This window comes from Prevotella sp. P5-50 (assembly GCF_002251295.1).
GTDB lineage: Bacteria > Bacteroidota > Bacteroidia > Bacteroidales > Bacteroidaceae > Prevotella.
In genome coordinates, this window is sequence record NZ_NPJA01000055.1 from 14,205 (window position 1) to 28,379 (window position 14,175).

Genomic DNA, 14,175 nt, shown 5'->3' on the forward strand with positions numbered 1-14,175 from the left:
ATGTGAAAACTCTTATCATGTGTGAATTGTGGATAGATTGTAATTATAATAGAAAATCGTTATCTCTGTTTCCCTTGATTGATAAGAAACTGTTCTGCGCGTTCAAGGTCGGCAGGGGTGTCAATACCAACGGTTTCAACATCAGTCAATCCGACACGAATGCGGTAGCCGTTTTCCAACCATCTTAACTGTTCGAGACTCTCTGCCAGTTCGAGGGGGGACTGAGGAAGTTGGGTGACTTCTCTGAGCACTTCACGACGATAGGCATAAAGTCCAAGATGTTTGAGATATGGATAGTGGTTGAGCCACGATTTAGGTTCCTGTCCACGTACGAACGGAATGACAGAACGGCTAAAATACAAGGCGAAGCCCTGTTTGTCGCAAACAATCTTCGGAGAGTTAGGATTTTCCGTAGCTTCCATGGAGTCAAAGCGTTTTCCAAGTGTACCAATTTGCGTTTCCTCACAATCGAAAAGCGACTGTAAGGTTTTGAGCTGTGAAGCATCAACAAACGGTTCGTCGCCCTGAATGTTAATCACGACATCAGCATCTGTACCTATCTTTTCTGCAGCTTCTTCAATACGGTCGGTACCACTTTTATGGTCAGCTCTTGTCATGATGGCGTGTCCGCCAAAACTTTCTACCACACGAGCGATGCGTTCGTCGTCGGTAGCAACATAAGCCTCGTCGAGCGCCTGTGCTGCCTTTTCATATACATGTTGTATGACTGGGCGTCCACCCAAAAGAGCCAACGGTTTGCCTGGAAACCTTGTAGATGCATATCGGGCTGGGATGATAGCTATGAATTTCATTTTTCTATAGGATTTTTTATTTGTTTTCATTGCAAAGGTACAAAAATATCCTTATGGTGCGTTAATATACGCTAACAAAAATGATAAATACCGATTTTTTTTCATACCTTTGTTCCGATTTATTGCTATTAAAATAAAATCAATGATTATTAGACTGAGATATTTCCTTACGATAACATTAGCGACGGCAGCATTGACACTACCGGCGCAGAAGATAAAAGTCGGTGCGTGTACAACGGCCGATGGTGGCGAATACCAAGGTGAGATGGTTGGCGGAAAGCCAGACGGACGTGGTCGGGCAACCTATAAAAACGGGGACTGGTATGAAGGTCTATACTCCAAAGGCAAACGTCAGGGAAAGGGTACTTATACTTTTTCCGATGGTGAAAAATATGAGGGAGAATGGTTCCAAGATCACCAGCATGGCGTTGGAACGTTCTATTTCCAAAACAATAATAAGTATGTAGGACTCTGGTATATTGACGAACAACAGGGTCATGGTAAGATGTACTACTATAATGGTGACGTCTATGATGGCATGTGGAAACAGGACAAACGCGAAGGAAAAGGTCGTTATACGTTCAAAGACGGCACTTGGTATGAAGGTCTGTGGAAAGACGACATGAAATCAGGAAAAGGTGTTTATCATTGGCCAGACGGCTCGTCTTATGACGGCATGTACGCAAATAATTTACGTGATGGCAAAGGAGTGTTCAGATACTCCAATGGTGACGTTTATGTAGGACAATGGAAAGAAGACACCCCACACGGAAAAGGTATTTATAAATTTCAGAGTGGCGACGTCTATGAAGGTGACTATGTACAGGGCGAACGTACCGGTATAGGCGTCTTCAAATTTGCCAATGGCGACAAATACACAGGAGCCTTTGTGGATGGCGACAAACAAGGCCAGGGCATACTTGTGTGGAAAAACGGGAACGTCTATCAAGGTGAATGGAAAGCCGACAAACCTAATGGATACGGAAAACTGACGATGAAGAACGGCGATGTCTTTGAAGGACAGTTCAAAAACGGAACCATACACGGACAAGGTGTAGCACGTTTTGCAGACGGGTCAAAATTCAAAGGACAGTTTATCAACGGACGAAGAAACGGACCTGCCGTAGAAGAGGATAAAAACGGCAAACGCTTTGAGGGATCCTATGTAGATGACAGACGTGACGGACGTTTTGTAGAAAAGGACGCCAACGGTAATGTTACAGCACAAGGTAACTATACAAGAGGACATCGTGAGGAAGACAAAACAAAATAAGCAACCCTTAAATAAATCAATAGAATTATGATTATCGACGAACTAAAACATCTGAAAGACTATGAGTCGTTGAACCCATTGTTTTCAAAAGTTGTGGAGTTTATCAACCAGCACGACCTCAACACACTTGAGGAAGGCAAACATGAGATAGTGGGTAAAGACCTCTTTGTCAACATCCAGACAGCCAAAGGAAAGACACCCGACGAGGCTGTTATCGAAACCCACAATAAGATGATCGACATACAGATACCGCTCTCTGCTGCTGAAACATACGGATATACTCCCCGTGAAGCACTTCCGGAGGCTGCATATAACGAAGAGAAAGACATTACCAAAATACCCGGACTTGCTGCCGAGAGTTATGTGACAGCTCAGCCCGGATGTTTTGCCATCTTCTTCCCACAGGATGGTCATGCCCCGTGTATTGCAGGTGTAGATGAAATAAAGAAAGCCATTTTTAAAGTTAAAGCCTAATATCATCATGACAACAAATAAAACTACAAAATCCAAAGCCGGAGCAAAGACTGCGGCAAAGAGAACGACACGTAAAAGTGTGAAACAGGAAAACAAGCATATTGGTCTGGTAAAAAATGACTCTTGGCTTGAACCCTACGAGGATGCCATTCGTGGAAGACATGAGCATGCCCTATGGAAAATCGCCCAGTTGACGAGAAACGGGAAAAAGACTCTTTCTGATTTTGCATCAGGACACCTCTATTTCGGACTTCATAAGCTTGCAAAAGGCTGGGTGTTCCGTGAATGGGCACCTAATGCAACAGAAATATACCTCATCGGAGATTTCAACAACTGGCAGGAATCACCCAAATATAAATGCAAACGTATTGAAGGTACAGGAAACTGGGAACTCAAACTCTCGGAAAAGGCCATTAAACATGGAGACCTTTATAAAATGAAAGTCAAATGGAATGGTGGAGAGGGTGAACGCATACCAGCATGGTGTCAACGTGTGGTACAAGACGAACAGACCAAGATTTTCTCAGCACAGGTGTGGAACCCTGAACATCCTTATGTCTTTAAGAAAAAGACCTTTAAGCCTGACATTTCACCATTGCTTATCTATGAATGCCACATTGGAATGGGACAAGATGCCGAAAAGGTTGGCTCTTATCGTGAATTTCAGGAAAACGTATTGCCACGTGTTAAGAAAGATGGATATAATGCCATTCAGGTTATGGCCATCCAGGAACATCCCTACTATGGATCCTTTGGATACCATGTATCATCATTCTTTGCACCTTCAAGTCGTTTCGGAACTCCTGACGAATTAAAGGAAATGATTGATACTGCCCATAAAATGGGTATTGCGGTCATCATAGATGTTGTTCATTCGCACGCTGTGAAAAACGAAGTTGAAGGACTCGGAAATCTTGCAGGAGATCCCAATCAATACTTTTATCCTGGTGAACGTCATGAACATCCAGCATGGGACTCTTTGTGTTTTGACTACGGAAAGGATGACGTCTTACACTTCTTACTCTCCAATTGCAAATATTGGCTGGAAGAATACCATTTCGACGGCTTCCGCTTCGATGGAGTTACGTCTATGCTGTATTACTCTCACGGACTTGGGGAAGCATTTACAGGCTATGGAGATTACTTCAACGGACATGAGGATGACAATGCGATCTGCTATCTGACATTGGCCAACAAACTGATTCACGAAGTTAATCCCAAGGCAATAACAATTGCCGAAGAAGTATCGGGTATGCCAGGACTTGCCGCACGTTTTGAAGACGGTGGGTATGGTTTCGACTACAGAATGGCTATGAATATTCCTGACTATTGGATTAAGACCATTAAGGAAGTAAGGGATGAGGATGTCAACGTTTGTAGCATTTTCTGGGAAGTGAAGAACAGACGACCGGACGAGAAAACCATATCTTATTGTGAAAGCCATGATCAGGCTCTTGTGGGAGATAAAACCATCATCTTCAGACTCATAGATGCCGATATGTATTGGCATTTCAAGAAAGGCGACGAAAACGATATAGTTCGAAGGGGTATCGCGCTACATAAGATGATTCGACTGGTGACGCTTGGAGCTATAAATGGCGGTTACCTCAATTTTATGGGTAACGAGTTCGGACATCCAGAATGGATTGACTTCCCGCGTGAAGGAAATGGATGGTCGTACAAATATGCAAGACGCCAATGGAATCTTGTAGATAACAAAGAACTCTGCTACCACTGGCTTGGTGATTTTGACCGCAGAATGTTGGAAGTGGTCAAGAGCCAACGAAATTTCCAGAACACACCCGTAACAGAAATTTGGCATAATGATGGAGATCAGGTGCTTTGCTTTATGAGAGGCGACCTTGTCTTTGTATTCAATTTCTCTCCAACACACTCCTATACTGACTATGGATTCCTTGTACCTACAGGTTCCTATGAAGTAGTGCTCAACACAGATGCCAAGGAGTTTGGTGGTAATGGATTCGCAGATGACACGATGACTCACATGACCAACTACGATGAACTCTATGTGAAAGACCGCAAAGAGTGGCTCAAGCTCTATCTACCAGCCAGATCAGCTGTGGTGCTCAGAAAACTGTAAGTGGAACAAAGGTAAAACAACCACACCTCTGCATACTTATGAAATACAATATCCGCCGTATTTGGCTGATTCTCTCACTTGTGACCATACTGATGCTTGTCATCGGTATGGTCGCAGGATCTTCTGACGTGAAGCAATATGCAAAACAGATGGAAACCCTGATGAATAAGGGAGATTATGATGCAGCACTTCAAATTGGATGCAAATCAGACAAGACTGATTCACTACTGACAGCCCTTAGAGTTGAAGCGCTTTATCAACAGCATCGATTAGGAGATGAACTGTTTACTTATCCCATTTCCGGGTCAGGTAGGGATATGAAACACTGCGGAGGCGATAAAATGTTATGTGGCTATTTGGTAGATTGTCAACTTGACCAATTTGTCAAATTACTTCCAACATACTATCCAATTAACAGCAGTTTGCCCAAACACTACCAAGAAGCCCTCGTTCTATATAAACATCTGCGTGCACAACCGATCATCGTGTTCAATAATCTTGCTATGGAGGCAGATTTTGACGAGATGAAAAGTCTTCAGCAAAGATATCCTAAGCAACGCGAATGGCTTATCAATATGCAGACCAACTATAAAGATACCTATTGGTATTATTATTTCTGCGGAAAAGCAATCAATAAATTACAAAACAGATAATCAGACTTTGTAATTCGTCTGCTTCATGTATCATGATTCATTCGGGATGCCCTCGGTTTAATTTGTATTTTGCGTACCCCCAATACTTAACAATTGACTTATTTTACACGTGTAAAACCTATTGAATCTGAGTTGTTATGAACTTGATGAGGTATTGAAACGTCTTACCTCTTCATTACAAATTAATGGTGTAGGGCGTGCTCACAAAAAAACAATTGGGAGAAACGCTTAACTCGTCTCTCCCAATTTACAGTGGCTAATCTATATATGTGTTTGTGAGATAGATTGCTGTGAACTTATACAATACCCTGACTCATCATAGCTGATGCAACCTTCATGAAGCCTGCAACATTGGCACCCTTCACATAGTTGATGTATCCGTCAGCACCAGTACCGTATTTCACGCAGTTTTCGTGAATATCGTTCATAATACGCTTCAGGTAGTTGTCAACCTCTTCAGCGGTCCAACTCAGACGCTCTGAGTTCTGAGACATTTCAAGACCAGATACTGATACACCACCAGCGTTTGAAGCTTTTCCCGGAGCATAAAGCAACTTGTTGTCTTGGAAAATCTTGATAGCCTCAGGAAGTGAAGGCATGTTTGCACCTTCTGCCACGGCAATTACGCCATTGTCAACAAGAGCCTGTGCCTGTTCGCCGTTAATCTCGTTTTGGGTAGCGCAAGGAAGGGCAATATCAGCCTTCTCATGCCAAGGACGCTCGCCAGCATGATAAACAGCATTGGGATATTCTTCTGCATACTCTTTAATACGACCACGCTCAACATTCTTCAGCTCTTTCACATAAGCCAGCTTTTCAGCGTCAATTCCATCGGGATCGAAGATGTAGCCATCTGAGTCTGACAAGGTGAGTACTGTGGCTCCCAACTGGATGCACTTCTCTGTAGCATACTGAGCCACATTACCAGAACCAGAAATCAGAACCTTCTTGCCTTTCAGCTCGATGCCGCGAGTAGCCAGCATAGAAGTCAGAAAATATACTGTACCGTAACCTGTTGCTTCAGGACGAATCAATGAACCTCCGAAGGGGATACCCTTACCGGTAAGTACACCTTGGAACTGATGGGTGAGCTTCTTATACTGTCCAAAGAGGTAACCCACTTCACGACCACCAACACCGATGTCACCAGCAGGAACGTCTTCATCAGGACCGATTACTCGATACAGTTCGTTCATGAATGCTTGACAGAAACGCATAACCTCTGCATCGCTCTTGCCACGTGGAGAGAAATCGGAACCACCTTTGGCACCACCCATAGGAAGTGTTGTCAGCGAGTTCTTAAAAGTCTGTTCAAAAGCGAGAAACTTCAGAATTCCCAGATTTACACTCTTGTGGTAACGCAGACCGCCTTTGTACGGACCAATGGCGTTGTTGTGTTGGATGCGATATCCCATGTTGGTCTGAACATTTCCCTTATCGTCAACCCATGTGATGCGGAATTCGTAAACGCGATCGGGCACGCAAAGACGCTCAATCAGATTAGCTTTCTCAAATTCAGGGTGCTTGTTGTACTCTTCCTCAATAGTTGGAAGTACCTGACTTACGGCCTGAATGTACTCAGGCTCATTGGGAAATCTTTGTTTCAGATTTTCTACAACTTGTGCTGCATTCATAATTTTTTCTTTTTTGGTTAAATTATAACGTTTTTTCTACTTCTTTTTTGTTTTCGGTTGCAAAATTACATCAAAAATCTGAAATACCAAACAAATTATCAAAAAATATGCTATATTTCTTTCTTTTTGTAGCAAATATGTATAAAAACAGAAAAAAAACATTGCTTTTTCGCCTGTTTGGGAGCACAATAAGAAAAAAGCACCATCTTACCTTTGAAAGGTAGATGATGCCTTAGTATTCATATATTGGAGTAAGAAGGTGAAGATTATATCTTTTGGATAGTCAATTCACTTTTTCCTTCCTCTTTGCTTATTGATATGGTACTGTTAGCCTCCAGTTCTCCATCGATGATAAGTTCTGCAATACCATCTTCTATATAGTTCTGAATCGCACGTTTCAATGGACGCGCACCAAATTGCACATCATAGCCGCGTTCTGCAACAAAAGCCTTGGCTTCGTCGGTTATCTGCACTTGATAGCCGAGTGCTTCCATACGTTTGAAAAGTCCGCGTAGTTCGATGTCGATGATTTTCTTAATAGCCTCTAAATCCAACTGCTCAAAGGTGATAATCTCGTCCATGCGGTTCAGAAACTCTGGTGAGAACTGTTTAGACAATGCTTTCTGCACAATACTGCGCGCATGTTCCTTATCCTGGTCATTGAGCATGAATGAACTGTTTCCTGCTGTGTTAAAGCCTACACCCCGACCGAAATCCTTCAGTTGGCGTGTACCTGCATTAGAGGTCATAATGATAACCGTATTGCGGAAATCCACAAAGCGTCCGTTACCATCAGTCAGACGACCTTCGTCGAGAACTTGAAGCAAGAGGTTGAAAACGTTACTATGTGCCTTTTCAATCTCATCAAGTAGTACGATGGAGTAGGGACGACGACGAACGCGTTCGGTCAACTGACCACCTTCCTCGTAACCAACGTAACCTGGAGGTGCCCCAACCAGTCTGGACACGTTGAACGATTCGGTATATTCACTCATGTCAACACGAATGAGCGCATCACTACTGCCGAACATAAATTCTGCGAGTTTCTTCGCCAGATAGGTTTTACCTACTCCCGTAGGACCAATGAACATGAATACGCCGATAGGATGGTTAGGTTCTTTCAGTCCCACCCGGTTGCGCATGATTGCTTTTACCATCTTATCGATGGCTTTGTCTTGTGCCACAACCTCTTCCTGCAGTTTCAGGTTCATGCCTTTCAATCGGATACCTTCGGCTTGCGCTAAGCGTTGTACAGGAACACCAGTCATGATCGAAACAACGTCTTGTACATCCTTAAGACTGACATTCTGGCGGTCTATGTCTTCACCATTCTGCCAATTAGTATTAAGGGTATCCAGTTCCTGTTGGAGTTGCGCTTCTCGATCACGATGACTGGCAGCCAATTCGTAATTCTGGTTTTTCACCGCTTGGCGTTTCTTTTCGCTTGCCTCCTTGAGTTGTTTTTCCTTTTCGATGATTTCTGCCGGAACTTGTGTGTTTGTCAAGTGCAGACGTGCCCCGACTTCATCCATTACATCAATGGCTTTATCCGGTTGTTGTCTGTCGCTGATGTATCGCTCCGTGAGACTAACGCATGCAGCAAGAGCCTCATCGGTATAGTTCACGTGATGATGCTTCTCGTAGTGATGCTTGATATTGTGAAGTATCTGAAGCGTCTCTGCGGGAGTATTCTGCTCTACTATGACTTTTTGGAATCGGCGTTCCAAAGCTCCATCCTTTTCGATGGAATTTCTATATTCGTCAAGTGTGGTAGCTCCGATACATTGTATCACACCACGTGCCAATGCTGGTTTGAGAATATTGGCAGCATCCATAGAGCCTGGTGTTGAACCAGCGCCTATGAGGGTATGGATTTCATCAATGAAGATGATGACATCATCATTCTGTTCGAGTTCCTTAATGAGCTGCCGTATGCGTTCTTCAAACTGTCCACGATATTTCGTACCAGCAACAACCCCTGTAAGATCGAGCGTTAATACACGTTTACCAAACAATAAAGGAGGGCATTTCTTGTTGGCGATGGCTTGTGCCAATCCTTCCACAATAGCGCTCTTTCCTACGCCAGGTTCACCAATCAGAATAGGGTTATTCTTCTTTCTGCGTCCCAGAATTTCCATGACCCGCATCATCTCTTTCTCTCGTCCCACAACCTCATCAAGTTTGTTGTTTCGAGCCTGAAGAGTCAGATCGGTTGAGAAATTATCGAGCATGGGAGTTTTCGATTTTTGTTTGTCTTGTTGTGTAGTGGTAGTATTTCCATTGCTTTGGTTAGAAGAATTAGCTTTTTTCTGCTCTTCTTCGAATTCTTCCTCAGGAAGTCCTACACCATTTGTGACATGGAGTAAAGAACGTATTTCTTCGTAGTTCATGTTGTTGGATTCCAAAATTTGTTTTGCACCATTGTTTGCCGCATCGTGCATGATGGCAAGCAACAGATGTTCTTCTTCCACTTGTTGACTGTGACCGAAACGTGCTTCAAGAACGGCCAGTTTCAAAATATTGTTAGCTTGTGGAGTGAGAATGATGTCAGACTGTTCTTCACTTATGGCAACTTTCTCGTTACGGGCAAGTTCCTCAAGTTTTTCCTTGACCGATTGACTGTCGATGCCGAGGCGATGAAACAGACTGTTGGTAGTGCTTTCGCGTAGGCGCATCATTCCCAGCAACAGGTGTTCTGGAGCCACACAACGGTTTGCGAGCCGTATGGCTTCTTCTCGCGAGTATGCGAGTATTTCTGATATCTTTTCTGAAAACTGATTTGTCATAACTGAAAACATGATTGCAAATAACGTGCCAACGATAACCTACACACAGTTTGTGGCAAATTCAGACATCCCTTTCTTATTATTAAAATGTATATAGTTTGGAGAGATGTTTTTTGTCCATGTGTTAACTGCCGAAATACAAATCCAGCTCGTGTATGGCTTGTTGGTTTTTATTGTCTAAGTCACGGATAATGCATCCGTGTTCGAGTAGAGCTATTCGTGTAGAAATATCTACTGTGTGCTGAAGATTGTGGCTTGAGATCAGTAGGGTTGCCTTGGTCTGTGCCACATAGTCAGTCAGTAAGTGTTTGAGTAGTGTCTGACTGCTCGGATCAAGGAAATTGAAGGGTTCGTCGAGGATGACGATGCTGGGACGTCTATATAGGGCAGATATAATACCCACCTTCTGCTTGTTACCAGCCGATAGGTTGCGGATTAGTTTCTTCTGTCCAAAAATCTCTCCTGCAGCAAAGTCAGTAAAATCTTCCATACGCTTCTCAGATTGTTCTTTGGTCATTCCTGACACTTTTCCCAAAAAGGCGAAATATTCTTCTGGCGTAAGAAAGTCTATCAGGAATCCCTCATCGATATAAGCGCCAACATGTTGTTTCCAATCTTCATTCTCACTGGGGTTAATGCCATCAATAGTGACAAAGCCGGAATCCGCTTTGAGCAAATCGAGCATGAGTCGGAATAGGGTAGTCTTACCTGCACCATTGTTGCCAACGAGGCCGAGAATCTCTCCATCTGTTATTTCAAAGTATTCGATGGAAGAAGCTACTGTAGTTCCGAAATTCTTCTGAAGATTGTTTATGGTAATCATTGTTGATTTCTATTGGTTTTATCCTTGACTGTTATTTGTATTTTCGCTGCGCACAGCGTGTGCAACTTATTGAGAATGCAGCACACCGCATGATAACGTGTGGTGTGCTGCATGATTTGTTTATACTAATCCGCGTCCGTGGCAGTTTTTGAATTTCTTACCCGAACCGCAAGGACATGGGTCGTTACGTCCTGGCATTTTTTCCTTGACGATAGGAGTACGTGGCTGTTGTGCACGTGTGTCGTGAGCGGCTGCCGCACGCATGTTAGGATCGCTCATCTGCTCCTGCTCAACGGTTGGTTTGTTTTCCGTGTATTGCTGGCGTGGACGTTGAGCTGGTTCTGGACCAGCCTCTTCCACTTGCTGCATTTCCGGAATAGTGGTGCGCATGAGTACAGAGACGATGCGATTGTTCATATCGTTAATCATGTTATCCCATACCTTTGCACTTTCCAACTTGAAGATGAGCAAGGGGTCTTTCTGTTCGTATGAAGCATTCTGTACCGAGTGACGAAGTTCGTCGAGTGCACGGAGGTTTTCTTTCCATGCCTCATCGATGACGTGGAGCAACATTTGTTTTTCAAACTGCTTGACAATAGACTTCGATTTTGTTTCGTATGCTTCCTTTAGGTTGCAAGGAATCTGATAGAGTCGTCGTCCGTCAGTCAAAGGAACTGCTATTCTGTCAAAACGGTCACCTTGTTCGGTATAGACTTTCTCTATGACAGGTTGAGCAATCTCACAGATGTGTTCTGTCTTACGCTCAAAGGCTTCCATCACTTTCTTGTAGGAGTTTTCTTCCAGTTCTTCAAGATGTCCAGACTGCAGTTGTTCTTCGGTGAAAGGCACTTCCATGGCAAACAAACGAATGAAGGCTTCACGGCATCCTTCATAGTCGTTTTGCTCGATAGTAGTAGCAACACGGTCCCAAAGCATATTGGCAATATCCATTCCGATACGTTCTCCCATCAAGGCATGGCGACGTTTCTCATAGATAACGGTACGTTGACGGTTCATGACGTCATCATATTCCAAAAGACGTTTACGGATACCAAAGTTGTTTTCCTCTACCTTACGCTGTGCACGTTCAATCTGCTTGCTCATCATCGGACTCTCGATGCGTTCTCCTTCCTTGAAACCTAAGCGATCCATAACAGAGGCAATACGTTCAGAACCAAACAGACGCATGAGCTTATCTTCAAGAGATACATAGAATACTGAAGAACCTGGGTCTCCCTGACGTCCTGCACGTCCACGCAACTGACGGTCAACCCGTCGGCTTTCATGACGCTCAGTACCAATGATTGCCAGACCTCCTGCAGCTTTCACTTCTGCAGTCAGTTTGATGTCGGTACCACGTCCAGCCATGTTGGTTGCAATAGTCACGGCACCAAGCATACGTTCTTCTACGTGTTTATTACCTTCTTCATCAACAATCTCTACACGTCCCAAATTACTGCGTCCTGCCTCTGCCACAATGTCAGCCTCCTTGTGGTGGAGCTTGGCATTCAGGACTTGATGAGGAATCTTTCGCATATTGAGCATTTTAGAGAGCAATTCAGAGATTTCAACGGAGGTTGTACCTACAAGTACAGGGCGTCCGCTATTGCGCATTTCCTCAATTTCCTCAATGACAGCATTGTATTTCTCGCGTGCGGTTTTATAGATTCTGTCGTCCATATCCTTACGGATAACAGGACGGTTTGTTGGAATTTCAACAACATCGAGTTTGTAGATGTCCCAAAACTCACCTGCCTCGGTAGAAGCAGTACCTGTCATACCTGCGAGTTTATGGTACATACGAAAATAGTTTTGGAGTGTAATGGTGGCGAAGGTCTGTGTTGCAGCTTCCACTTTCACATGTTCCTTGGCTTCCACAGCCTGATGCAATCCATCGCTCCAACGGCGTCCTTCCATGATACGTCCGGTTTGCTCATCGACAATCTTCACTTCACCGTCAATCACAACATACTCATCATCTTTATTAAACATGGTGTATGCTTTGAGCAACTGCTGCAAGGTGTGTACGCGTTCGCTTTGGATAGCGTAATGGCTGAGCAACTCATCTTTCTTGGTCACGCGCTCTTCCTCAGAAAGGCTGCTATCTGCTTCAAGAGCCGACAGCTGTCCGGCGATATCGGGCAATACAAAGAGTTCTGAGTCATTCACCTGTTGGGCTAACCATGCCGTTCCTTTGTCGGTTAAGTCACATGAGTTCAGCTTTTCATCAACTACAAAGTACAGAGGTTCAACTGCTTCTGGCATGCGTCGGTTGTTGTTCTCCATGTAGGTATTCTCAGTATTCTGAAGTCCGGTTTTAATACCCTCTTCAGAGAGGAATTTGATGAGCGGTTTGTTTTTAGGGAGCGACTTGAACGAACGGAACAAGGCAAGGAAACCCTCTTCTGTGAGCTTCTTGTCACCTTTTGCTTGTCCTTCGCTGATTTTCTGCTTAGCCTCTGCCAAGTATTGTGTAGCAAGTTGACGCTGTACAGCCACGATTTTTTCTACGAGAGGCTGATATTCCTCAAACATCTGGTCGTCACCTTTAGGAACAGGACCAGAGATGATCAGAGGAGTACGTGCATCATCAATCAACACGCTATCTACCTCATCGACGATGGCATAGTTGTGTGCGCGCTGGACGAGGTCCTGTGGTGAGGTGGCCATATTATCACGCAGATAGTCGAAACCAAATTCGTTGTTGGTACCGAAAGTAATGTCACACTGGTAAGCACGACGTCTTGCATCTGAGTTAGGCTGATGCTTGTCGATACAATCTACAGAAAGACCATGGAACATGTAAAGCGGTCCCATCCATTCAGAGTCACGCTTAGCTAGATAATCGTTGACAGTTACCACATGGACACCGTTTCCTGTCAGGGCATTAAGGAATACAGGAAGAGTGGCTACGAGGGTTTTACCTTCACCAGTTGCCATTTCGGCAATTTTTCCCTGATGGAGCACAGTACCACCAAACAGCTGTACATCATAGTGTACCATTTCCCATTTAAGGTCGTTTCCTCCTGCGGTCCAATGGTTGTGATAAATAGCTTTATCTCCGTCAATGGTAATAAAGTCTTTTCTTGGATCTGATGCCAGTTCGCGGTCGAAATCGGTTGCAGTAACAATTGTTTCTTCGTTTTCGGCAAATCGGCGTGCAGTTTCCTTGACGATGCTGAAAGCCTCAGGCATCGCTTCGTCAAGCTGTTTTTCAAAGATGTCGAGAACTTCTTTCTCCAGTTTGTCGATTTTGGCAAAGATGTCGGCACGTTCATCAATAGGTGTTTCTTCGATGGTATCTTTAAGTCTCTTGATTTCTGCTTTTTGTTCTTTGGCAGATTCCTGTATGCGTTTTTGTATGTCGCGAGTGCGTTGACGTAACTGGTCGTTGTCCAATTTCTGTATTTCAGGATATACGGCTTTAACCTTTTCCACCAACGGCTGGATGAGTTTCATATCTCTCGTCGATTTATTACCGAAGAGTGATGTCAATATTTTCGTTAAGTTCATATTTGTTTTGTTTCTTTTTCTTTGATTACTATTATTATTTTACGTAAAAACGCTTGCAAAGTTACTAATAATATTCCGTAAAGTTGCAAGTTAACTGATATTTATT

9 protein-coding genes are annotated in these 14,175 nt (G+C 43.8%); 4 read left to right on the forward strand and 5 right to left on the reverse strand.

Translation table 11 applies throughout. The features are described 5' to 3' along the window. Positions 1–59: 59 nt before the first annotated feature. The gene (gene kdsB / locus CIK88_RS12095; protein WP_094389949.1) at positions 60–812 is read right to left on the reverse strand and encodes a 3-deoxy-manno-octulosonate cytidylyltransferase; all 753 of its coding nucleotides are present in this window, start codon (positions 810–812) and stop codon (positions 60–62) included. Positions 813–954: 142 nt separating this feature from the next. Here kdsB and CIK88_RS12100 point away from each other — a divergent pair, with 142 nt between their 5' ends. From CIK88_RS12100 to CIK88_RS12115, 4 genes are read left to right on the forward strand one after another with little or no spacing between them, the layout of a single operon-like run. Further along, positions 955–2,085 carry a phosphatidylinositol-4-phosphate 5-kinase gene (locus CIK88_RS12100; RefSeq protein WP_094436746.1) on the forward strand — a complete coding sequence of 377 codons (1,131 nt, stop codon included), beginning with the start codon at positions 955–957 and terminating at the stop codon, positions 2,083–2,085. 27 nt (positions 2,086–2,112) lie between these two features. Further along, positions 2,113–2,559: a YhcH/YjgK/YiaL family protein gene (locus tag CIK88_RS12105; RefSeq protein WP_094389951.1), complete on the forward strand. Its 447-nt coding sequence runs from the start codon at positions 2,113–2,115 to the stop codon at positions 2,557–2,559. Between the two features lie 7 nt (positions 2,560–2,566). Continuing rightward, positions 2,567–4,660, forward strand: a complete 2,094-nt coding sequence (locus tag CIK88_RS12110) for an alpha amylase C-terminal domain-containing protein (RefSeq protein WP_094436748.1) — start codon at positions 2,567–2,569, stop codon at positions 4,658–4,660. A gap of 38 nt (positions 4,661–4,698) precedes the next feature. Then, complete coding sequence (locus tag CIK88_RS12115) at positions 4,699–5,313, forward strand: DUF6057 family protein (RefSeq protein WP_094436750.1); 615 nt, start codon at positions 4,699–4,701, stop codon at positions 5,311–5,313. Positions 5,314–5,609: 296 nt separating this feature from the next. Here CIK88_RS12115 and CIK88_RS12120 read toward each other — a convergent pair whose 3' ends face one another. The 4 genes from CIK88_RS12120 to secA all read right to left on the reverse strand — a co-directional run bounded on the left by CIK88_RS12120 (position 5,610) and on the right by secA (position 14,069). Continuing rightward, the gene (locus tag CIK88_RS12120) at positions 5,610–6,947 is read right to left on the reverse strand and encodes an NADP-specific glutamate dehydrogenase (RefSeq protein ID WP_094389954.1); all 1,338 of its coding nucleotides are present in this window, start codon (positions 6,945–6,947) and stop codon (positions 5,610–5,612) included. A 266-nt stretch (positions 6,948–7,213) separates the two neighbouring features. Continuing rightward, on the reverse strand, positions 7,214–9,733 hold the full coding sequence (locus tag CIK88_RS12125; RefSeq protein ID WP_094436752.1) for an ATP-dependent Clp protease ATP-binding subunit: 2,520 nt from the start codon (positions 9,731–9,733) through the stop codon (positions 7,214–7,216). A 124-nt stretch (positions 9,734–9,857) separates the two neighbouring features. Next, complete coding sequence (locus CIK88_RS12130) at positions 9,858–10,556, reverse strand: ABC transporter ATP-binding protein (protein ID WP_094389956.1); 699 nt, start codon at positions 10,554–10,556, stop codon at positions 9,858–9,860. A 120-nt stretch (positions 10,557–10,676) separates the two neighbouring features. Next, positions 10,677–14,069: a preprotein translocase subunit SecA gene (secA, locus tag CIK88_RS12135; protein ID WP_094436754.1), complete on the reverse strand. Its 3,393-nt coding sequence runs from the start codon at positions 14,067–14,069 to the stop codon at positions 10,677–10,679. Positions 14,070–14,175 lie beyond the last annotated feature (106 nt).